This is a genomic window from Chitinophaga pendula (genome assembly GCF_020386615.1).
Taxonomy (GTDB): Bacteria; Bacteroidota; Bacteroidia; order Chitinophagales; family Chitinophagaceae; genus Chitinophaga; species Chitinophaga pendula.
Genome location: NZ_CP077769.1, coordinates 2,169,119 through 2,195,443, shown reverse-complemented (window position 1 = coordinate 2,195,443; position 26,325 = coordinate 2,169,119). Strand labels below are relative to the sequence as shown.

Below are 26,325 nucleotides of genomic sequence, written 5' to 3'. Positions count from 1 at the left end.
GTGTTTGTTTATGACCTCGGTTTAACTTGTTTTAAAATCAATGCGGACAAGGCGGTGGCGTTATCGTTCTTGAGCATGGAGAAGTGATTCCCTGGGGATACGTGTGACTGTACGGCGGCATGTGCGGCCCATCCAAGGTCGGCTTGTAATCCCGGCCAGGCTTCCTGTTCTGCCTTGACAACGACTACAGGTGTATTTACGCTACCGCCTACGGTATGCGTATTCAACACTGCTACGTTATTCACCTTCATATTCAGCACTCTTAATGCCAGGCAGAGGCTATCCAGTTTTTCTCCGCTGAGATGTGATCTCAGATACTTTATCACCGCCGGGATGATCTCTTTGGGCGATAATGTTGCGATCTGAGCGGTCAGTACCTGCTCTGCGTCGGCCGGCAATTTGTCTTCCATACGATGTTCTACTATCAGTGCGAAAGCTTCATTTCTCAGGACGGCAGGGAGGTCCTCTCCTTTTCCTTCGTCTTCCAGCTTCAGAGGTACAGGGTGTGCCGCTGCATCCAGCAATATGAGTATGGACACTTCTTTACCCATTGCTTCAAGCTGTTGCGTAAGTTCCCAGGCTACGTAGCTACCAAAAGAGTGGGCAACGAGGGTATATGGACCTTGTGGCTGCAATGACAGGATACGTTCGCGATAGGTCGTCGCAATGGCGGCCATGCTATCTAGCGGGGTATCCCCTTCGTTTACACCCGGCATTTGGAGACCATATACCAGGCCAGCTGTTGTGAGACCGGCGGCAACGGCATCATAACCATTTGCCAGGCCATCCTGTCCGGGGATGAGGAATATGGGTCGGGTTTTATCGCCTTTGTTGAGCAGAAGGACGTCGGGGTCTTTCTCCGGGGTCTTTGCTGCGGTCGTATCTGTTGTTATAGCGGAGGCGGCGGCGATCCTATCAAGTACGGCGGCCAGTCCGGCTACTGTCGGCACTTCAAATACCTGGCTGAGGGACACGTCTATTCCCATTTCTTTTTTGATCGCTGACACCAACCTAATAGAAAGCAGCGAATGTCCACCTAATTCAAAGAAATCGTCGTTGATACCTATATGGTCAATTTCGAGCAGTTCTTCCCACATGCTTACCAGCTGTGCTTCCAGGGCATTGCGGGCTGCGCTGTATCCTGTAGCGGTGGTTACGATGGTTTCCATGGACAGCAGAGCTTTCTTATCGATCTTACCGTTGGCAGTAATGGGGAAGCTTTCTACTGAAACGAACTGCGCGGGCACCATGTACTCCGGCAATCGACCGGCAAGGTAAGTCATCACTTCGTTACGATCAAATCCTTGTTCAGGAATTATGTACGCAACAAGTCCGCGGCTGTCTCCTTCGCCTTTAGCGAGGACAATGGCCTGGCTGACGTGGCCGGATTGTTCGAGCGCATGTTCTATTTCACCCGGTTCGATACGGTAGCCACGGATCTTCACCTGCTCATCTATTCTACCCTGGTATTCTATGTTACCATCAGGTAGCCAACGACCGAGGTCGCCCGTTTTATATATCCTGTCGCCAGGTATGTTACTGAACGGATGTGGGATAAATTTTTCCGCTGTCAGTTCGGGTCTGTGGAGGTATCCTCTTGCCAAGTTGGCACCACCTACACAAATTTCTCCGCTTACGCCAACCGGTGCCAGAGAGCGATCAGGACGCAGGACATAGATCTGCACATTGGCGACCGGTTTACCGATCACGATAGCAGTAGGCAGGATCGGATTATCGGTAAGACTGGTACATACTGTATTTTCTGTGGGGCCATATGCGTTTACGAGGCGGATACCTTTAGACTGAAAGTATGTTCCATCTTCCCTGTTGAGCGGTTCGCCAGCGGAAACGATCGTGCGGATGCTGCCTAATTCTTCACGAATAGTATGTTGATAGGACGGCGGTAATGTTACCAGGTCCACTTGTTGGCTGCGAACGAGCGCACCAAATTGTGCGGCAGACATAAGGTCTTCCTGGCGGGGTATTACGAGGCATCCGCCGCTCAGGAGGGTGTTAAATATTTCGTAGCAGGATGCGTCGAATCCGAATGCTGCGAATTGTAATGTTCTCATACCAGGTTCGAGACGCAGGGATATGGCCTGGCTCATGGCGAGGTTGACAACGCCACGATGTTCGATCATCACACCTTTAGGGCGACCGGTACTACCGGATGTATAGATCACATAGGCCATATTCTCCGCCGTTAATGCGGTCTGCGGAGCCTTAACAGACATGCTACGGATCAGCGTATCATCGGTATCCAGGTAAATCATCTCCGGACCGGCAGGCAGCTGTAGTTGTTCTGCGAGGTCTGAGGAAGTGATCATTACAGTGGCGCGGCTGTCTTCTATCATGTAAGTGATACGATCCATCGGATAAGAAGAATCTATCGGCAGATAGGTAGCGCCCGCCTTGAGGATACCAAAAAGTGCCACTACCATATCGAGTGAGCGGAGTATACACACCGGCACCAACATTTCTTCTTTTACTCCTTTGTTGCGTAGATAGTGAGCGAGCTGGTTAGCTCTTTCATCGAGTTCTGCGTACGTCAGGAAGTCATTATCAAATACCAGGGCGGTGGCATCAGGGCGTACTTTCACCTGTTCATCGAACAGATCAAGGACGGTAGTACCCTTTGGTATATTGAGTTCAAAATCACCTTTATTGAAGTCTACCAGCAGTTGTCTGGTAGCCGCTGCAGTGAGCAGGGACAGTTCTTTCACTTTCACCTGCGGGCGATCGCAAAGCTGACGGAGGATATGATCGAATCCTTCCAGTATCAGCAGGGCATATGGAGTATCGAGCAGCGCACGGTTGTATTTGAGTGCGAGGCGGATGTCTTTTGATACTGTAGCGGAGATGCCTAAGGGGTAGTTCGCGTGGTCCTGCATGAAGGTTTCGTCCAGCTGGAGTTGCCATTCCTGTACGGAAAGCAGGTCATCTACAGGGAAGTTTTCGAATGCGAGGAAGCTGTCAAACAGTTCACCGGATACTTCGAGCCAACGTTGTATATCATTGAGTGATGTATACTGGTACTCACGGCTTTGTACTTGTTCCTGCTGGATCTGCTGGAGCCATGCGGTCACTTCCTGTTCGGGATCTACGGCAGTACATAGTGGCAGGGTATTGATATATAATCCGACGCGTTGTTCTACACCTGCGAGATCGTCCGGACGACCTGACACTGTTACCCCGTAGGTAACACGTTGCTGGCCGGTGTAGGAAGATAACAGATATGCCCATACTGCCTGTATAACCGTATTAACGGTAACACGCTGCTGCTGAGCGTAAGCCAATATAGTGGCGGTACGGCCGGCATCCAGTATCATTTCTTCCACCTGGTAGTCGCCTTTACCTTTCGTCCTTTCGGCAGTTTGCGGCACGAAAGGCAGCAGGGTACCGTTACCTGCTTCAGCCAGGTATTTACGCCAGAATGTTTCTGCTCCATACTTGTCTTTACGCTCGATATGGCGAATATAGTCTTCGTAGCGATCTTCCTGTACCAAAGGCTGCTGGCCATTCATCAGGTCTTCATAGTTCTGTAACAGCCCGGAAATAAGGATAGGGAGTGACCATCCATCTACCAGCAGGTGGCTGAACGTCCAGACCATGCGATAGTGATCATCCTGTAGGCGGACCAATATCAGTCTCATCAGTGGCGGAGTATCGAGATCGAATGGTTTGCTACGTTCTTCTTCTTCGATACGATCTATCGCTATTTTTCTATCTTCTTCGGTCATGCCGGTGAAGTCCAGTTGTGTTACTGGCATGGTTACATTGCGGAATACGGACTGTACAGGCACCTGGAAGGCGTCGTGGAAGAATGCACTACGCAATATCGTATGCTGTTGCAGCAGGTATTGCCAGCTTTGGATGAACATCGGTACGTTGAGATGATAGATCAAGCCGGTGAACTGGATGGTATAGTGACCTGCGGAAGAATCATATAAGCTGTGGAAGAACATTCCTTCCTGGAGGCTACTCAATCTGTATACAGAAGAGAACTGCTCTGTGGTAAGGCGATGATAGATGAAGCTATCCAATTCCGCATTAGTGGCGAGACCAGTGAGACCGAAATCTGAAGGTGTCGCTATGGGATGTTGTTCCAGCTGGCGGAGTGCATGCAGGATCAGCTGTTCGAGCTCCTGTACATATTTTTCTGTCAGCTGTTGTATAGTTTCCTCTTTGTAGTGGCGTTGGCTGTAGCTGATGTATACCAGTAATTCTCCTTTTTCGACGATGCTACTTACGGAGAATTTATGTCGGATGCGGTAGTCATCTCCTACATCTGAGCCAGCGCTTTCCGTAGCAGTCCGGAACCATTTGTTCTGCTGCAACACGCTATCGAACTGACCAAGGTAGTTGAATGTGATATCCCAAGGTTCGTTGCCATGGAAGGCTTCGTCGTTCAGGATGTACTTGAATACGCCATACCCAAGCCCCTTGTCAGGTACCTGTCTGAGGTATTCTTTTACTTCTCTCAACAGGCGGCCCCTGTCAGTTCTTGTAGAGGCATCTGGTTGTATAGGATACATGGTGGTGAACCAACCTACGGTCTGACTGATGTCGATATCGGCAGAGATATCTTCTCTACCATGGCCTTCGAGGCCGATAGAGATATTAGCACCCGCCCAGTCGTACAGTACTGCCGATAAAGCACTCAGCAGTACATCGTTGATCTCTGTATGGTAAGCACGGGGCACTTCCTGCAACAGTTGTCTGGTCAGTTCCGGTGACAAGCGGAGTGAGCACAGGCCCATGTCGTCACCTCTTAGTACGCCATCGAAAGGCATATCTACAGGTACCGGGTGATAGTTTTGCACTACACGCAGCCATTGATCACGCTGACGTTGCAGGCGAGGTTGCCGGCTGTATGTATTTAGTGCATTATACCATTCGCGGTAAGAGCTTCCTTTAAGGCCCAGGGAAAGTTCGGCTCCGCTGGTAGCTGCTTCAAGTAATCTTTCGATATCCCCCAGGAGTATACGCCAGGAGACGCCATCTACTGCCAGGTGATGTACGACAAACAAAAGACGGTGACATTCTTCCTGTTCCGGCATTTGTATGAGTACAGCACGAAACAGTATGCCATTGTTAATATCAAGGCTGCGGGCATACTGATCGCCCAGCATATAGAGCTGTTCTTCCAGTGAGTCACCTTCGGCAGTGGTCACATCTGCAATCTCCAGGGCGCCAGTAGCGGTACCATATGTTTGTGTCCAGCCGGTAGAAGCCTTATCGTATACAAAACGTAAGCTATCGTGATAGGCGACTAATTGTGTGATGACAGTGGAGAGGATAGCTGTATTCAGTTTCTTGTCTACCGCCAGTAACATACTCTGGTTGAAGTGAGAGAGTGTTGTGCTCTCTGACTCGAAATACCACTGTTGTATTGGCAGCAATCCGCTTTGGCCAGTAAGTACTCCCTGCTCCGCGGACACTGCCTGTGTCTGCCTGGAGGCCAGCAAGTTGGCCAATGCGCCTACTGTCTGATGTACGAATAGATCCCTTGGCTGCAGCGTATATCCAAAACGTTTGGCGCGACTTACTACCTGGATAGTAATGATAGAATCGCCGCCCAGTTCGAAGAAGTTGTCATTGCGACCTACTTGGCGGCGGTTCAGCAACTCCTGCCATATTCCTGCCAGTTGTTTCTCTATTTCATTATGTGGTGCTACGTAACTATTGGTTAGGAGCACATCTGCATCTGACGGAGCCGGCAGTCCTTTCTTATCGATCTTACCATTTACAGTGAGTGGCCATTTTTCCATGCCGATAAGCATGGACGGTACCATGTAATCAGGCAGACGTCCTTTGAGGAATGTTACGATGGCCGATTTATCGAATTCACCCTCTGGTATTACATATCCCAGTAGCTTTTTGGTGCCGTTGGCATCGGTATGGACAGTTACGATGGCTTCGCTTACCTGCGGACATTGCAGGAGAACTGTTTCGATCTCACCTGGCTCGATACGGTAACCGCGGATCTTCACCTGGTTGTCAGCGCGACCGGTGTAGACAATGTTACCATCCGGCAACCAGCGGCCAAGGTCCCCGGATCTATACCAGCGCCCGTCTTGTCCAGGGACGGTAATGAAACGTTCGGATGTCTGTTTTTCGTTGTTTACATATCCGATCGCTACGCCATCACCACCGATATATAATTCACCATTCACACCCGGCGGTACTACCTGTCCATTGGTATCGAGCAGCAGAATACGGGTATTTGCCAGCGGACGCCCGATCGGGATATGTCCATGTGGTGCGAGTTCGTTTATTGCATAATAAGTAGCGTAAGTAGTCGTTTCTGTTGGACCATATACGTGTACCATCTTACCAGGTCCCAATACTGCAAATGCTTTCTTAACATGTGTCAATGACACCATTTCACCACCGAATAATACCATACGGAGTGGTAACAGATGTTCTACAGCCGTATCTACAAAACTGTTGAACAAGGCGGTGGTCATGAAGGATACATTAACTTTTTCTTTAGCGAGGATGGCTGTCAATGCATATATATCGGAGGCCTGTTCATCGCGGATAAGGACCAACGTAGCCCCCATCAGGAATGCACTGAAGATATCGTAAGTGGAGCCATCAAATGCATAATTAGACCATTGCATCAATATGTCGTCGCCATTGATAGCTATAGGGCCATCATCATATACCAGTTTCAGGATATTACGGTGATCAACAGCAATACCCTTGGGGCGACCAGTAGTACCTGACGTATACATCACGTAGGCTGCCGTTTCGGGTGTGATACGGATATTGAAATGTCCTTTACTGTATACCTGTGAGCCGCTGATATGTAAACCAATGTTAGCGTCTATACCGGCACTCTCGAAAAGTTCCTGATCGGTGTAAAGCACGTGTTGTATACCCGCATCTTCGATCATCATCTGGTATCTTTCGGCCGGGTATTCTATGTGGAAAGGCACATAGGCGCAGCCGCTTTTCAGTATACCCATCATAGCGACCATCATGTCGAAACCTCTGTAGGCAAGCAACCCTACCATGCTACCTGCCGGGATACCACTGGCAGCCAGGAAATGTGCTACCTGGTTGGATCGGGCATCGAACTCTTCGTAGGTAATACGGTCATCTCCGAAAACAATGGCAGTATGTTGAGGCTTGTTTCTTACCTGTACAGCAAACAAATTAGTGATAGTCTCGTTATCAGGGTACGGCGCCGCTGTGTTATTGAATTGTTTATCGAGGACCTGTTTATCAGCTTCAGCCATTAAAGATAACGCAGTGATAGGTGCATCTGCCATTGACACCAATTGTGACAATACAAGGTCGAAGTGCGTCTTTAGCTGATGGATGTATGCCACATCCAAGAGGGCAGAATTGTACTGAAACAAGATAGCTATTTCCTTTTCTGCACCAATCGCAATACTCAACGGATAGTTGGTATGTTCTTCTACCGGCTCCTGCTCTCCTTGGAGACCACCAGTTACGCTGGTAACTTTACGATCTACAGGATAATTTTCATATACCATCAGCGTATCGAACAGATCGCCGGGAATACCAGTCCAGCGTTGCGCTTCCTGTATTGGGGTATATTGATACTGGCGACATTTTACCTGCTCCTGCTGGATCTGAAGTAACCAGTCGATCACCCGTTGTTCTCCGGAGATGGCGGTATGGAAAGGCAGGGTATTTATATACATCCCTACTCTCTTCTCAATACCCGGCAGTTCATCCGGCCGGCCGGATACGATGATACCATAGGATACATCGTTACTACCCGTGTATTTATATAGCAGATATGCCCATGCGCCCTGCATGAGGGTATTGACGGTGAGTCGTTTTTGTTGTGCGAACGTATTAATGGAACGGGTGCGTTCTTCGTCGAGGTGCAGTTGTTCGATCAGATAAGTACCTTTTCCTTTAGTTCTTTCAGCGGTAGCGTTGACAAAAGGCAGTAATGTATTGGTGCTGACGTTGCCCAGGTAATTTTTCCAATGTTCGTTCTCCGCACCTTTATCTCTGCTTTCAAGGAAGCGAATATAGTCTTCATAACGATCTTCTTCACCAAGTGAAGGTGTAGCACCATTGACCAATGCTTCGTATGCCTGCGAAAGTTCTTCGATGAGGATAGGCATGGACCAACCATCTATGAGTAGATGGTGACAGGTCCATATCATTCGGTATTTATCATCTGCTACCCGGATCAATCCTACTCTCATGAGCGGCGCTGCGGCAAAGTCGAAACCTTTGCTTTTGTTCTTGTGCTCGTATTCTTTACAAGCCTGTTCCAGCAATTCTTCCTTCAGGTGACGGAAGTCAAGTTCTTCCAGCGGTAATGTTACGTTGCGATATACACACTGTACAGGTATGCGGAAGACGTCGTATATAAAGGCGCTACGAAGTATACTATGTTTTTGAAGGAGATATTCCCAGCTCTGTACGAATATATCGCGATTCAGGTTTTTCAGGTGCCAGGTGAACTGTTCGGTGTAGGCATCTTCTTCGTTGCCGTCGTAGAGCCCGTGGAACAGCATCCCTTCCTGCAGACCACTGAGGCGATATATGCTGCTGATCTGCTCATTGCGGGTGGATCCATCTGGTAGCGGGGTATAGAGGAAGTTATCCAGCTCAGCAGCCTGTACGAGGCCCCCCAGTCCGAGGTCGGATGGGGTGAGCCATTGTTGTTTTTTCACCTGGATAGCTGCGTGACTGATCAATGCGGTAAGAGCCTGTACGTATTGTTCGGCCAGCTGATGGATGGTATCAGGGTTATAGTGTTTGGTGCTATAGTCCCAGTCGAACAGTAATGTGCCCTCGGCCACCATACCATTTACGGATATGCGGCGGCGGATGACGTATGCTTCTCCCATTGTACTACCAGCTGCTTCTTCTGCAGGCGTTATCCACTTGCTGTTTTTCCCACCCAGGGAGTCTAGCTGTCCAAGATAATTAAATGTGATATCCCAAGGGGTTTCTCCCTGCAATGCCGTGTGGCCAGCCAGATATTTCAGTACACCATATCCAAGACCTTTGTCTGGAATCTGGCGTAGTATTTCTTTGGTATGACGGATTAGCAGACCATTGTCGGTGATACCTGTAGTATCGAGCGTGAGTGGGTACTGGCTGGTGAACCATCCAACAGTACGGCTGATATCTACTTTTGTAGAGATATCTTCTCTACCGTGCCCTTCGAGGCCAATGGTTACAGGTCGGCCAGCCCAATTATTGAGCACTCGGGCCATGGCGCTAAGCAGCAGGTCGTTGATATCTGTGCGGTAGGCAGGGGCTACTTCCTGGAGGAGCTGGCGGGTAAGGGCTGCATCCAATTTTACCTGGTAGGTAGCTATGTCTTTGCGATGCAGCGGGCCATTGTAGGAGTGATCTACCGGTGCAGGTCTATATTGTGCGGTAGCTGTTTCCCAGTAGTCGGCCTGCGTTTGTACTGCAGGACGTTGTGCGTATTCGCTGAGAGCCTGATACCATTCTCTGTACGAGCTTGTTTTTTCTCCAAGGGAAACGGCGGTACCCTGTTGTAAGGCTTCGAGTAATATTTCGAGGTCTTCGAGTATTACGCGCCAGGAGATACCATCTACTGCCAGGTGATGTATGGCCAGCAGGAGGCGGTTTTGTTTTACGTCTTTGTGAGTAAGTATCAGTGTAGCGCTCAGTAGTGTGCCATTAGACAGGTTGACGCGGCGTTGGCCCTCCTCTCCTGCTTTGGCGATGGCTGCGGTGAGTGCATCCGGTTTTGTTTTCCGGAGGTCTTTTACGGACAGCAGTGTTTCGAGTTCGCTATATTGCTGTATCCACTGACCATCGGTGTGGTGGTAAGTAAATCTTAAGCTATCGTGTTGTTGTGTCAGCAGGCGAATAGCGGCGTTCCATACTTCCTGGCTGATATTTTTATCTACTTCGAGGAGGATGCTCTGGTTGTAGTGGGTATCGACGCCCTGTTCTTTCTCGAAGTACCACTGTTGTATTGGCAGCAGGCCGGCGGCTCCAGTAAGGAGACCTTGTTCAGCATTGATGGCTTTTACACCACCGGTACGTGTAGCCAACAAAGCAGACAGTGCAGCAATAGTTTGGTGATTAAAGATATCTGCTACCTGAAGGCTGAGGTGATGACGACGAGCCCTGCTAACTACCTGAATCGTGATAATAGAGTCACCTCCCAGTTCGAAGAAATTGTCAGTGACGCCTATTCTTTGTGCTCCCAATACCTCTTCCCATATCTGTACCAGTACCTGTTCTGTTTCGTTACGAGCGGGTATATAGGCATCAATAGCGGGTGTGATCTCCGCTTCAGGCAATGAACGTTTGTCGATCTTACCATTGGCTAACATGGGGAATTGATCCAGTACCTGTATTTGCGCGGGTACCATATAGTCAGGCAACTGCACTTTAAGGTAAGTATTGATCGCATTTTTGTCTACTGACGCATCAGCGACTACATAAGCGACCAGGCGCTTATTGCCCTGTGTATCTGCTTTTGCAAGCACAACAGCCTGACTGATATGTTCATGTTGGTTAAGTACTCTTTCGATCTCACCCAGTTCAATACGGTATCCGCGGATCTTGACCTGATCATCGGCACGTCCCTGGAATATGATATTGCCATTGGGGAGGTATTTCACAACATCTCCGGTGCAGTATACCTTTCCATTGGCGGGGTTTACGGGGTCGGTAATGAATTTTTCTGCGGTGAGTGTTTTATTGTTGAGGTAACCTGTGGCCACGCCATCACCTCCGATATATAATTCGCCGGGAACGCCTACGGGGCATAGTTGCTTTCCGGGGCCGAGGATATACACCTGTGTATTGGAGAATGGTTTTCCTATGGGGATTACTTTACCATATTCGCTGACATCGCCCACGATATGGAGGAGTTTACCTATAGTGGTTTCGGTAGGACCATAGTGGTTCACAACTACGCAGGAAGCTCCTGCGGCGCGGATATCTGCTATTACGGATGTTTCGAGCACTTCACCACCGAATACGAGCAATTTCTGAGGCAGCAGCAAACGGCCTGGTGTTGATAATGCTTTCCAGTGAGATGGCACTATTTTGATACAATCTATCTGCTTCTCCTGGAAATAGGTAGCAAGTATATCAATATCGTTAATGGTTGTTTTGGAGAAAAGGTGTAAAGTACCTCCGCCCAATAGCGAACCGAATAACACGGTATTACCAAGATCTGTGGCAATACTGGAAAGTAAGCCGAAGGAATCGCTATCGGCGATCGGGGTCGCTGCTCTTAATCCGTAGAAATAGTCGGCCAAATGACGATGTGCAATGATCACCCCCTTGGGGCGGCCAGTACTTCCCGAAGTGTAGATCACGTAAACGGGATCATCACCATTCACCTGTAATGGAATGTTGGTAGCCGGATACCAGTTTATCTTATCCCAGTCACTATCAAGGGCGAGCAGTTGTGCAGATGTGGATGGGAATTTTGACAAGCAGGACTCACAGGTTATTGCGATAGACGCTGCTGTATCCTCCAGTACCCAGGCAATACGTTCGGTAGGATGTTCAGGATCAATTGGTACATATGCTGCTCCTGCTTTGATAATACCCAGGATACCCACTATCATGTCCACAGACCGTTCAATATAGAGCGGTACCAGGCTACCCTTTTTTACGCCGTTACTATTGAGGTAACGGGCAAGCTGGTTGGCTCTGTCGTTAAGTTGCTGGTAGGTCAGCGAAGTATCTTCGAATACTACCGCATTTGCAGAAGGATATAAAGCTGCTTTATGTTCAAAAAGTTCTGTAACAGTGAATACATGTTTCGCTTTGTAGGATACAGGTGCGCGTTGGAAGAATTCTTTCAGTTGTGTCTGTTCCGTTGCTGTAAGTAAGGCAAAGCTATCTATCGCCTCATCAGGTTGCGCTACGATACCTTTCAGCAGTTGTTCGAAGTGCGACACCATACGATCAACAGTGGCCGCATTGAACAGGTCTGTACAATACACTACACTACCTCCTATTCCCTCTTCCTGTTCTTCCATAAGGAAGGACATTTCAAATTTGGAAGTGGTGTGTTCGTATTTCTCTTCTTCAAAGGCCAGTGTACCGAAGGAGAGGCTTGTGTTGTCTGCGATTTTCTGCCAGCCGAAGAGCACCTGGAAAATGGGACTTCTGCTGAGGTCACGTTCTTTTACTACGGTGTCTACTATCTTTTCGAAAGGCACTTCTTGGTGTTCGAAAGCGTCTAATGTGGTTCGTTTTACCTGTTGCAGCAGTTTACGGAAGGACGGTTTTCCGCTGAGGTCTGATCTAAGAGCCAGTGTGTTGACAAAATAGCCGATTAGTTCTTCTGTTTCCTGTTGCATGCGGCCGTCTACGGGCGTGCCTATGCAGATATCCTCCTGGCGGCTGTATCGGTACAGTAATACTTTGAATGCTGCCAATACGGTCATGTAGAGTGTCGCGCCCGTTTGGTGTGCCAGTTGTTGTAAACCGGCATACAACGATTTATCGAAGCGGAACTGCTTCATGGCACCATTGATGCTTTGTGCGGCAGGTCTGCTATAGTCAAGGGGCAGTTCCAGGGGGGTGACACCTGAGAGTTGGTGTTGCCAGTATGCCAGTTTATTATCGAGTATAGCGCCGGTGAGGTAGGTACGTTGCCAGATGGCGTAGTCTGCGTACTGGAGTGGCAGCGGCGTTAATAACGGTGGTGTGTGTCCGCTGCTGTAGGCATGGTATAAGGCGACCAGTTCTTTCACCAGGAGGTTTACGGACCAACCATCGGAGGCGATGTGGTGCATTACCAGTACCAGAATATGTGTTTCTTTACCCAGCGATATCAGCTGTACGCGCAGCATATGATCTTTAGCCAGGTTAAAGGGTTGCTCTGTGATTTCCTGTATTAGTGCCTGCAGAGCGGCGGGATCTTTTTTGTAGAGCGGTTTATCGATAACGCCCATTTTCCATTTACCATTGGGCAGTACTGTCTGGTAGGCGCGACCATCGTCTTCTTTGATAACTGTGCGTAATGATTCGTGGCGATGTACGATTTGTGTGAGGGCGAAGCTGAGGGCGGTTTTATCCAGTATACCGGAAAGACGTAATGCTGCAGGCATATGATACTGTACAGACCCTTCTAGCTGATCGATGAACCATAGTCTCTCCTGGCTGAATGAAAGCGGTATACGTTCCGGACGTACAGCAGGTGTGATCGTTGGCAACAACGCCTGTTGTCCCTTTTGTTGCAGGACATGCTCTGCCAGAGTGGCAATGGTGGTATGTACGAATAATGCCTTTACGGGCAGCTCTACACCCAGACGTTTCCGGACAGCTGCTATCAGTCGCATGGACAACAGGGAGTGTCCACCCAGTTCAAAGAAATTGTCATGAACACCCACTTTTTCTACCGCCAGCAGTTCCTGCCATATATGCGCCACTATTTGTTCTGTTTCAGTACGTGGTGCTACATACTCACGGGTAGCCAGTCCGTCTACAGTGGTAGGTGCGGGCAAGGCTTTCTTATCTGCCTTACCATTGCTGCTCAGAGGGATACGATCCAGTGGTATAAGTATTGCGGGGACCATATAGTCCGGCAATTGCTGACGGATAGCCTGATAGATACCTTCTTTGTCGAAATCTCCTGCTGGAACAATATAAGCCGCTAACTGGTAGTTACCATCTACACCAGTAAAGGCGGTCACTACCGCATCTTTCACCAAGTCAGATTCCTGCAACACACCTTCAATTTCACCCAGCTCTATACGGAATCCACGCACTTTTACCTGATTATCTATCCTACCCTGGTACTCGATGTTACCATCAGGCATCCAGCGACACAGATCCCCTGTTTTATACATCCTGGTACCCGGAACAGCGGCAAAAGGATCAGCGATAAAACGTTCTGCGGTGAGATCAGGAAGATTGAGATATTCTCTTGCTACCTGTACACCACTAATATAAAGTTCACCCCAAACACCTTGCGGTTGCAGATTACCGGTGGCATCCAATATATATAATGCAGTATTTGATACGGGCCGCCCTATCGGTACTATGCTGATCTTTTCTTCTCTCGGAGCATGCCAATAGGTGACATCGATAGCAGCTTCCGTTGGACCGTATAAGTTATACAATTCTGCTGCAGGCAGTTGGGTATGTAAGGCTCTCACCTGGGCCGGCTTCAGAGCTTCACCACTACAGATAACACGGCGCAGAGAACTGCAACTACCGGCAGGTAGCTGATCCAGGAATACACTCAACATGGACGGTACAAAATGGATCGTCGTGATATGCTGGTCTTCTATTACCTGTTGGAGGTAAGAAGGATCTTTATGTCCTTCTGGATGAGCCAATACCATACGGGCGCCGTTCAGAGAAGGCCATATGAGTTCCCATACAGAAACGTCGAAGCAGAAAGTGGTCTTTTGGAGGATAGCGTCGTTGCTATCTATGTTGAAATAGGACTGTTTCCACAATAAGCGGTTGACGATACCGCCGTGTTCGTTGACTACACCTTTGGGGCGGCCGGTAGAGCCGGAGGTGTAGATCACATAAGCCGCGTGCTGCGGGGTGATGTTTACGTCAGGTGTTTTATCTGCGGCCTTGTTGATCTTATCCTGGTCTTTATCGAGCAGCAGTAATGTGGTGGCAGCTGCGATGGTCTGTATTTCGTTGGCGAATTTCTCCTGGGTGAGGATCAGGGCACCGGCATCTTCGAGCATGTAGCCAATACGGTTAGCCGGGTAAGCCGGATCTACCGGCATGTAAGCGGCGCCGGCTTTGAGGATACCCCATATACCGACGATCATTTCGAGGGACCGTTCTACACAGAGTGCCACTGGTTTTGTGTTATCGGCACCATTGGCCAGCAGGTAGTTGGCCAAGCGGTTGGAGGCGGTGTCCAGTTGTGCGTAGGTTAAGGTATTTCCTTCGAACACTATTGCGGTAGCTTCCGGTGTTTTTTGCACCTGTTGGCGGAAAAGACTTATCAACGTCTGCGTAGCAATATCCGGGTAGTTAACAACTGTCTGGTTGAGGGTATGTACGAGGTGGTATTGTTCTGCCTGATCCAGCATGCCGAAATCGGACAACGCCCGTGCCGGATTAGCAACCACCTCCCGCAGCAAATGGCTGAAATGTCTTGCCATTGCGCTGATGGTGGTCTCACTAAAGAGGTCAGTGTTATATTCGACATGACCTTCCAATCCATTTGTTGTTTCTTCCAGGGAGAACGTCAGTTCAAACTGACTGGTGCGTTGCGCTACCGTTTCGTAGGAAAGATCCAACTCACCCAGTTGCAGGTCTGGTGTGTGTGGCGTATTCTGAAGAATGAACATTGCCTGGAAGAGGGGGCTGCGTGTCAGGTCCCTGTCTTTTACGACTGCTTCTACTACTCTTTCGAACGGCACGTCCTGATTAGCGAAAGCATCCAATGCAGTTTTTTTCACGTCTTGCAACAAAGACAGGAATGATTTCCCTGCTGATAATTGAGTACGTAAAGTGAGGGTATTTACAAAGAACCCAATTAGCGCTTCAGTTTCCTGGCGGGTTCTGCCGGATACCGGGCTACCTACCGTGATATCTTCCTGTCTGCTATAGCGATGCAATAATACCTTAAATGCGGCGAGTAATGTCATGAACAAGGTAGCACCCTGTTGCTGTGACAGCTGCTTGAGTTGTATCAGAAGGTTGTTATCGAGATTAAAATGCCAGGAGGTACCGTTTACGGTCTGTGTAGCAGGACGGTTATAGTCCGTTGGCAGATCGAGGGGGGTAACACCAGTCAATTGTTCTTTCCAATATACCAGTTGCTTACTAAGTTGTTCTGCCTGTGCCGAATTACGTTGCCAGATGGCATAGTCTGCATATTGTACAGGCAGTGGTGCCAGTGGAGAAGTATAGTTGGTAGTGAATGCGCGATACAGGTCGATCACCTCATTTACGAGAATACTCATGGACCATCCGTCGGTAGCGATATGGTGCATGTTTAATACCAGGAGATGTTCATGCTTACTCAATACAATGAGATGAGCGCGTAACATATGCTCACTGGCCAGATCGAAAGGCGCGTATATTACACTTTCCAGGTATTGTTGTCTGGCAGCAAGGTCGTTTACATACAATGGATCATTTACTATCTGCAGCTGCCAACTATTTGCCGGCAATACATGTTGATAAGGTTGTCCATCAGCCTGGCGTATTACTGTACGGAGGGATTCGTGGCGTTGTACGATGTTGCTGAGTGCTTCCTGCAGGGCGTTAGATTGCAATGTACCTCTTAGCCGCAGGATAACTGGCAGATGATATTGCGTTGTTCCTTCGAGCTGATCGATGAACCAGAGCCTTTCCTGATTGAAAGACAGCGGTACTTTATCCGGTCTTATGGTAGCTACGATGTTGTCTATGCCTCCCTGCTGTGTTTGCAGGTATGCTGCCAGTTGTGCTACCGTAGGATGTGTAAAGAGGTCTTTTACCACTAATGCAGTTTCGAGTTCCTTACGTATGGCGGATACGACGCGTGTAGCTAGCAAGGAGTGTCCACCCAGTTCGAAAAAGTTGTTGTGAATACCTACCTGAGCTACTCCCAGCAGGCGTTCCCAAATAGCGATGATTGCTGTTTCTTTTTCGTCACGGGGGGCTGTATAAGGTGTTGTATTGAATAACGCATTATCGTCGGGAGCAGGTAATGCGCGTTTGTCCACCTTACCATTCGCGGTGAGCGGGAGTATTTCCATTCGGATCAGGAATGCAGGCACCATATAGGCCGGCAGGCGATCGCGTAAGTAGTCGAATATCTGCTCGTGATCGTATTCGGCAACGGGGACTACATATCCTACCAGTCGTTTTTCGCCATTACGGGAAGTATCTACGGTGACTACGGCATCTTTTACACCCGGGCATTGCCGTAATACAGCATCGATTTCACCAGGCTCTATACGGAAACCGCGGATCTTCACCTGTTCATCTATACGGCCCATGAATTCTACGGTGCCATTAGCGAGCCAGCGAGCCCTGTCTCCGGTCTTATAAAGTTTTGCTCCCGGCACATCGCTAAACGGATCGTTGATGAACCTTTCGGCTGTAAGATTTTCCTGATGGAGATATCCACGGGATACCCCTACCCCACCTAGGTATAGTTCGCCCGGCACCCCTACCGGTAATAATTGCAGGTCGTTGCTCAACACGTAGGCGGTACGGTTAGCCAGGGGTTTACCGATGGGAATTCGATGTCCTTCTTCGAGATGTGGGATATCGTGCGTGAGGGAGAAGGTAGTATTTTCCGTAGGACCGTATCCGTTCATTACCACGATATGCGGGTGAGCTGCCTGGAATTTACGGATATGCGTTTCTGAAAGTTTTTCACCACCTGTCATTACGGTCTTCAGACCTTCGAAGATGGTGATATCTTCGTCGATAAGCTGGTTAAACCAGCTGGCCGTGAACCACATCAGGGTTATCCCCCTTTTCTTTATTTCCTGTTTCAGCAGTGTTTGCTCCAGCAGTTGTTTTTCTGACATGAGTATCAGTTGTCCGCCATTGAGGAGCATGCCCCAGTATTCGATAGTAGTAGCATCGAAAGACGGAGAACCGGTGGAAAGCAGGACGTCCTGTGCGGTGAGACTTACAAAACCGCCGCCGGTGGCCAGGCTAGTTACGTTCTTATGGGTTACCAAGGTGCCTTTAGGACGGCCGGTAGAGCCGGAAGTATAGATAACATAGGCTAAAGTATCAGGTGTATTTCGGGCAGTGAAAGGCGCTACCACCTGCTGACGCCAGTCATCCTGGTCAATCAGTACGGTGGTCATTTCCGGATTTACTCCCTTTAGCAGCGCGGTATAGGCACTATCTATCAGTGCTACTTTTCCATTAGTATCCCGGATCATGTAAGCAATACGCTCTTGGGGGTAAGCAGGATCGATAGGTACATATGCCCCACCTGCCTTAAGTATACCCAATATTCCCACCATAAGGTTAAGGGAGCGATCGATGCACATGGGCACCAATACTTCTTCCTGCACACCATTGGCGCGAAGGTATACCGCCAGTTGGTCCGCTTGCTCATTCAGCTGTTGGTAAGTCAATTTTTCGTCGCCGAAAACTACAGCAGTTGCTGTTGGGGTAGTGGCTACCTGCTTTTCGAACAATGTTGTAATAGCATCCTTTTCGGGATATGGAAGTGTATTATCGTTGAAGGATACCAGTTCTTTTTCTTCTGTGTCAGTTAGCATCCGGAGAGAGCTGATAGTTCTTTGCGGATCATTAACTACTGCTTTAAGCAAGTAAGTGAAGTGATCGAACATCCGGTGAATGGTGTTGCCAGAGAAGAGTTCCGTGCTGAACTGCACGGTGAGACGCAGGCCAGTAACGTGTTCTTCCATTGACCAGAGAAGATCGAAGAGACTCGTGCTGCGTACGAGGGGTTCGTCCTGCATCTGAAGGCTGCCCATTTCGAGTTCAGGAGAAGCCGGCACGTTCTGAAGAGCGAACATAACCTGGAATAATGGCGTTCTGCCCGTATTCCTTTCTTTCACAACTGTTTCCACTACTTTTTCGAATGGTACGTCCTGATGTTCGTAAGCATCGAGAGTGGTGGTGCGTACCTGGCGAAGGAAATCCACGAAAGCTGGTTGCCCCGCGATGCGACTTCTGATCGCTAGTGTATTTACAAAAAATCCGATGAGTGGCTCCAGTGCGCTTTTTACTCTACCTGCTGCTGGTGTACCTACACAGATATCATCCTGGCCAGAGTAACGGTATAACATTACCTGGAAGGTGGCCATCAGTGTCATAAACAATGTGCAGTCATGTTCTTGTGACAGTTGCTGTAATTGTGTCAGCAGATCGCTATTGATATCAAAGGTGAGGGTTTCACCTTTGTTACCCGGTGTGAGGGGGCGTTCGAAGTCGGTAGGAAGTTCGAGTGGTGTGGTGGCGTTGAGCTGGCGTTTCCAGTAAGCCAATTGAGCATCGAGTACTTCTTCTGTGAGCTGGTTACGCTGCCAGATGGCGAAATCGGCGTACTGAATATCGAGCTCCGGTAATTCGGCCGGGGTATTTGTCGCATCTGCGCGATAGAGCTCTGTCAGTTCTCCCACAAGAATGCCAACAGACCAACCATCTGAAGCGATGTGATGCATAACCAGGGCAAGTATGTGTTCCTGGTCGGATATTTTTACTAGATCTGCCCGTAACATGTGGTCACGGGACAGATCGAAAGGTTTATCTACAAGTGAGGAGAGCAGCTGTTGTAATGAAGCTTCATCCTTTACGTTTGTTCCATCTACATGTTGTAGTTGCCACAGGTCTTTAGCAAGAATGCGCTGATAAGCAGTTCCTTCTTCTTCTTCAATCACTGTGCGGAGCACTTCATGCCTGTTGACGATGGTACGGATGTGTTTCGCCAGTGCTTCAACATCGAGCGTCCCGGTAAGCCGTAATGCTGCCGGCATGTGATAGGAGACGGTACCTTCGAGCTGGTCGACAAACCAGAGTCGTTCCTGGCTGAAGGATAGGGGGATGCGCATGTCCTCTGCCCTGGGCACGGCGGGTATTTTACCAGCTAATGCGGAGGACTGTTCTTTGGGCAAGTGCTGTTTGAAATAAGTAATCAGGTGATGCTTATTGTCTTTCAGCCTGGTCAGGAAGAGGGTATCTATTTCTCTGTCTTCCGGTGTTTGTACATATAACCTTTCTTCTTCCAATGTGAAGTTGATACCACTCTCATTCGCTTCTTTCAACAAATCTAAGATGTCGGCCAGATTAAAACCACTCATGTATGATGGATTTACGTATAGGATTAGAGTTCAATGGTTTTCGTTTTCCGGTTGCCGGAGGCGGTGGCCGGAGTAAATTGCTGAACGGCGATATATTTTGCCAGGGCACTTATATTGGTCAGCTGGAAGAATGTGCGTACGGATACCTGAAGGCTGAAAGCATCTTCTACGGCGGCGGCCAGGCGCATAACCAGCAGCGAGTGCATGCCTAGTTCAAAGAGGTCGTCGTAGACGCCTATTTGTGTTACTCCCAGTAGTTTGGTGCAAATATTTTCCAGTTTTTCTTCTGTTTCATTTTGCGGGGCTACGTATGCAACTTTTGCCGAGAGGACTGTTTCGATTTCGTTCAGTTTTTGTTTATCTATTTTTCCGTTACGGGTAAGCGGCATTTCGTCCAGGGGCACTACGATTGCGGGCACCATGTATTCCGGCAGCGTATCTTTCAGATACGCGGTGAGGGTCTCTTTATCGTATTGTTCTGCCGGTACGATGTACGCAGCCAGGAATGCATGATCGCGTTCATCTTTTTTGACCAGTACGGCAGCCTGTGTTACGAGTGAGCTTTGTGTGATAGCTGCTTCGACTTCGCCCAGTTCAATACGGTATCCCCGTACTTTCACCTGGTCATCCATACGGCCAAGGTGTTCGAGGGTGCCATCGTGCAGCCAGCGACCCAGGTCGCCGGTACGATACATGCGGGTGTTATCGTTGCGGAAAGGATCCTGTATGAATCTTTCTGCGGTAAGTTCGGGGCGTTTGAAATATCCTCTACCTACACCGATACCAGATACGCAGATCTCACCCGGTACACCTACCGGTGATAGCTGACCAGCGATATCGCGTACATAGATACTGAGATTCTGTATTGTTTTACCCAGTGGTACATTAGGATGTACCGGCGCCTCATACATGAAGTGATGCGTGATATCGTCGGAAGCTTCAGTAGGCCCGTAAGCATTTACTACGGGGATGTTACCATAGGCAGGATGCGAGAACCATTGTGCCAGTACTGCCTGACTTACTGTTTCGCCTGTTACCAGGAGGTATTTCAGGTCACTAAGTGCTACCGGTGCTTTCAGTTGAAGTAAGGAGGAGAGGTATGAAGGCACTAGTTCGAGGACGGTCACTTTCTCATCGGCTACTGACTGTAACAATGCGGAAGGTTGGAATATGAGTTCGGTACTATATACTACGGTACGACCGCCGCAGAGTAATGCGGTGAACATTTGCCAAACGGAGATATCAAATGTGTAGGAAGCGGTGAAGGCTACTACAGTTCTATTGTCCAGTTCCAGTTCGTTGATCTTGGCATATAGGTGGTTGAGCATACCAGCATGTTCTATCAATACTCCTTTCGGCGTACCAGTGGAGCCGGAGGTATAGATCATATATGCCAGCTGGCCTGCTAGGATGGGCGGAAACTGTGTATTTGCAGGTTGTTGTGCGATCAGTTCGTTATCTGCGTCGAGTGCTATTACTTGTATACCTGAGAGCTCAAGTTGATTGCGAAGAGCATCTTCTGTTACTACAACACGGGCATCGCTATCTTGGATCATGTAGTGTATGCGGTCGGCCGGGAAAGTAGGGTCTACGGGAATATAGGCACCGCCTGCTTTCCAGATAGCCAGTATTGCTACTATCATGTCTACTGACCGGCCAACGCACAATGGCACTAATGTATCTGTTGTAACCCCCAGTTGTCTGAGATAATGTGCTAATTGACTACTACGTGTGTTGAGTGATCCGTAGCTGATCTGCTGATTACCGAACACCAGTGCTATCGCATCGGGCGTGGCGGCAGCGACAGCTTCGAAAATAGCTATGGCGTTGCTTTCTTGTGGGTATGATGTAGCTGTGTTATTGAAGGTGTAAAGGAGTTCCTGTTCTTCTTCGTCACCCAGCATTTTCAGGTCGTTGATCTTCGTTTGCGGTTGTGCGACGATGGATCGGAGGAGTTGTTCGAAGTGGGCCATCATTCTGTCTATGGTAGTAGGTTCGAACAAGTCGGCGCTGTATTCTGCGTACCAGGTGAGGCGACCGGCAGCCTCTTCCATAGAAACAATCAGATCGAACTGTGCAGTGGTGTGTTCTACCTCTTCCTTGAGGAGTTGCACCTGGCCAAGACGCAGGTCTGGTACCTCCGGCGTATTTTGTAATTCGAACATCACCTGGAAGAGTGGGTTCCTGCTGAGGTCGCGATCTTTCACGACTGTTTCCACTACTTTTTCGAATGGTGTCTCTTGATGGGCATATGCATCCAGCGTAGATCTTTTCACGCCCTGGAGCAGTTGTGCGAAGGTAGGGTTACCACTGAGGTCATTACGGAGCGCCAGCGTATTTACGAAGAATCCTATGAGCCCTTCCAGTTCTTTGCGGGTTCTGCCGGCAATGGAAGTACCAACGCAGATATCATCCTGCCCGCTGTAACGATATAAGAGTACATTGAAGGCGCTCAGCAATGTCATGAACAAAGTGGTACCCTGTTGCTGTGCAAGCGCATTCAATGCTGCCGTCAGCGCCGGATCTATTTCGTAGTCAGATACACCACCACGTGAGCTTTGAATGGCCGGTCTCGCGTGGTCTGTAGGCAGTTGGAGCACGGGAACACCAGACAGTTGTTTATTCCAGTAGTCCAGTTGTTTGCCCAGGTTGTCGCCGGACAAGTATTTGCGTTGCCAGATGGAGAAGTCTGCATATTGCAGTTCTAACGGTGCAAGGGTGGACGGAGATCCAGCTTCTGCTGCTTTGTAAAGTTCTACCAGTTCCTGTACCAGCACGCCGATGGACCAGCCATCGGATACAATGTGGTGAATATTGATGACCAGTATATGTTCTTCTTCTCCCAGTACTACCAGGTGTGCTCTGAGCATGTGATCAGCAGCCAGGTCGAAAGGTTTGACCATGAACGCTTGTATCTGTTCACTCAATGCAGTTGCGTTTTCCCGATATATTGGCTGATCGATCACTTCGAGCTGCCAGCTATTTTCGGGAAGCATCAGCTGATGAGGTACGCCACCAATCGCTTTGATGATAGTGCGGAGGGATTCATGGCGGTTAACGATGCCATTGAGGGCGGCGGCCAGCGCGGAGCGATTCAGTTTACCTTTGAGGCGGAATGTTTCCGGTACGTGGTATTGAACGCTACCCTCCAGCTGATCGATGAACCAGAGGCGTTCCTGGTTGAAGGACAGCGGTATCTGTGCGGGTCTTTCTTCTTTTACGATATCGGGGATGCGTGCTGTTTCTTTCAGCGGTCCCAGCTTATCTATAAAGAGTGCTATGGTTGGATAGTCGAATACGTAAGAGATAGGTATTTCGATTTCGAGTGCTTTCCTGATGGCAGAGATGAGGCGGATTGCCAGCAAGGAGTGACCACCTGCTTCGAAGAAATTGGTATGTATACTCACCTGTTCTACGCCGAGCAATTCTGACCAGATATCTGACAGCGCCTGTTCTCGGGAGTTGCGAGGAGCTACATATTCTTCTTCGCTGCTGATAACGGGCATGGGTAATGCACGTTTATCTATCTTACCATTTACGTTGAGCGGGAATGCTTCCAGTGGTATGAGATGTGCTGGGATCATGTAGGCCGGCAGACGTTCCTGGAGGTATTCCAAAATGGCTTCCTGTTCATAATCGCCGGCGGGCACAATGTATCCCAGCAAGCGTTTTTCTCCTTCCTGCGGGGCATCTACAATTACGATGGCATCCTGTACATAGTCGCTTTGGCGTAGTACGGTGGCTATTTCTCCCGGTTCGATGCGGTATCCACGGATCTTTACCTGGTCGTCTACCCTACCTACATATTCTATTACACCATTATCGAGCCAACGGGTGCGGTCACCAGTGCGATACCAGCGGCCAGGGGCATATGGAAGCGTTACAAACTTATCAGCCGTCATCGCTTCATTGTTCACATATCCTATTGCCACACCGTCGCCTCCAATGTATAATTCACCACTCACCCCAATCGGCACAAGTTGTCCGTTGGTATCCAGGATGAGCCCCTGTGAGTTGGACAAAGGCCGGCCGATAGGCACAGTACCGGAGGCATCGGTGCTATCTATCGCATATGAAGTAGCATAAGTCGTGGTCTCTGTAGGGCCATATACATGGGTGAGTTTGCCGGCCCCCATGACTGCCAGGGCTCGGCTTACGTGGGGTAGCGATACTTTTTCACCACCAAAGAGCAGCTTGCGCAGGTGTGTCAGGCTGTCGATGGCACTGTCGACGATATTATTGAACAAGGCGGTAGTAACAAACCACACGGTGATATTTTCACTTTCGATGATACGCGCCAGTTCGAAAGCATCGGATGCTTGCTTATCCTGGATCAGGTACAATTTAGCTCCTTTCAGGAATGCGCTGTAGATATCGTAAGTGGAGCCATCGAAGGCGTAGTTAGACCATTGCAACACGGTATCGTCAGCGCGTACAGCGATGGGGCCGCTATCAAACACCAACTTGGTAATATTCTTATGAGACACTGCGATACCTTTAGGGCGACCAGTAGTTCCGGAGGTATACATAATATATACACAGGAATCATTACCAGACTGCAGGTCAATAGTAGCTATACTATGCATCCAGGCATCTTCAATAGGCAGTCCTTCTACTACATCGGCAAGGTCACGGTCAGCATATAGCACACCATCTGTATACAATAGGTGCGTAATACCGGCATCCTCTATCATTACCTTTAGGCGTTCCCCCGGGTAATCGATATGGAAAGGAACATAGGCGGCTCCACTCTTAAGGATCCCAAGCATACCGCTGATCATATCCAAGCCACGATAGGACAGCAATCCTACTTTATCGCCAGGTTTTATGCCATTGGCAATAAGATAATGTGCTACCTGATTAGCACGCAGGTCAAGTTCGAGATAGGTCAGATGTTGCTGTTCGAAAGCTACCGCGATGTGGTCGGGGGTACGTTTTACCTGGTCTGCAAACAGGGCTGTAACCGTCTTCTCCTCGGGATATAGCGTTGCTGTATCATTAAAGACCTGCAGTAGCTGTATCTTTTCGTTATCGTCGATCAGTGGCAGTGTATCTATTGACTGATCGGCATTTTTCACTATCGCTTCCAGCAGAGATACATAATGTCGGAATATACGCTCTATGGTAGAGCTCTTGAATACATCGATACTGTATTCTATGTCGATTGCTATACCATCAGGTCTTTCTTCAATAGACCAGTTCTGATCGAACTGACTGGTTTCACGAGTGATGGGTTCATCCTGCATTACCAGGTCACCCATACGCAGTTCGGGAACTTTTTCACCGTTCTGCAATACGAAAATAACCTGGAACAAGGGGTTCTTACTGGTATCTCTTTCTTTCAGTACGGCCTCCACTACTTTTTCGAATGGCACATCCTGATGCTCGTAGGCATCGAGGGTAGTAGTTCTTACCTGCTGGAGCAGCTGATTGAAGGTTGGTTTCCCGCCCAGGTTACTTCTTATTACAATGGAATTGACAAAGAAGCCAATGAGTTCTTCCAGCTCTACTTTCATCCTGCCTGCAATAGCGCCACCTACGCAGATATCTTCCTGGCCGCTGTAACGGTACAGCAAGACTTTGAATGCAGCTAGCAGGGTCATGTAAAGGGTAGCCTCCTGTTGTTTCGAGAGTCGATTGAGGGCATCACTCAATCGCTTCTCTATGAGGAAAGAGGCAAGCGCGCCACGTGTACTTTTACCGAAGGGACGTTCGAAGTCAGTGGGCAATTGAAGCGGAGTTACTCCTTCCAGTTGTTTCCTCCAGTAGTTCAGTTGTTGCTCCATAACGCCATCCTCTTCAAGGAATTTACGTTGCCATATAGCATAATCAGCAAACTGTACTTCCAAATCTGCCAGCCCATGATCCCCTCCTTCGCTGAAGGCTCCATAGAATGCTACGAACTCCTTCACGAGTACAGAGATGGACCAGCCATCAGATGCAATGTGGTGCATGGCCATTACCAACACATGTTCATCATTTCCAAGTGCGATAAGGAATGCCCTTAGCATGTGATCCTGTGCTAGATTAAAGGGGGTATGCAGCAGGTCTGCTATATATACTTTGAGGCCATTTTCATCGTTTTGGTAGCGGGATCCATCGAGGTGTTGCAATTGCCAGCTTCCTTTGTCGAGGATGTACTGGTATGCTTGGCCGCTATCTTCGCGAATGACGGATCGTAATACTTCGTGACGATCTACGATGGCGCTGAGTGCCTGTTCAAGAGCTGGTATATTGAGGGCTCCTTTGAGGCGTATAGCGGCCGGCACATGGTATTGTACGCTACCTTCCAGCTGGTCTACGAACCAGAGTCTTTCCTGGCTGTATGATAGTGGAAGGCGGGAATTTTTATCCCTGGGGAATACCGGTATTTTTTCGTTTCCAGCAACAATGCGCGCCTGTTCTTTGAAATAGGCGATGAGGTGTTGCTTACTATTTTTAAGTTCATGCAGGAACAATCTGTCAATCTCTTTGGTGCTTTGTGACTGCACGATCAGGCCATCGTCATCATAGGAGATGCGAATACCGAAGTCCTGTGCCTTCTCAAGCAAACCTACTACTTCCTCTAAATTGAAACCAGACATATGGATAGCATTTTTAGTAT

The 26,325-nt window shown here is 48.9% G+C and carries 2 protein-coding genes; both read right to left on the bottom strand.

The genetic code is table 11. The annotated features are described in order from the left end of the window. Positions 1–8: 8 nt before the first annotated feature. Entirely contained in the window at positions 9–19,721 is a 19,713-nt protein-coding gene (locus KTO58_RS08180) for a non-ribosomal peptide synthase/polyketide synthase (protein ID WP_225860132.1), read from the bottom strand. Between the two features lie 23 nt (positions 19,722–19,744). Next, complete coding sequence (locus tag KTO58_RS08175) at positions 19,745–26,305, bottom strand: non-ribosomal peptide synthetase (protein WP_225860131.1); 6,561 nt, start codon at positions 26,303–26,305, stop codon at positions 19,745–19,747. Between the last annotated feature and the right edge of the window lie 20 nt (positions 26,306–26,325).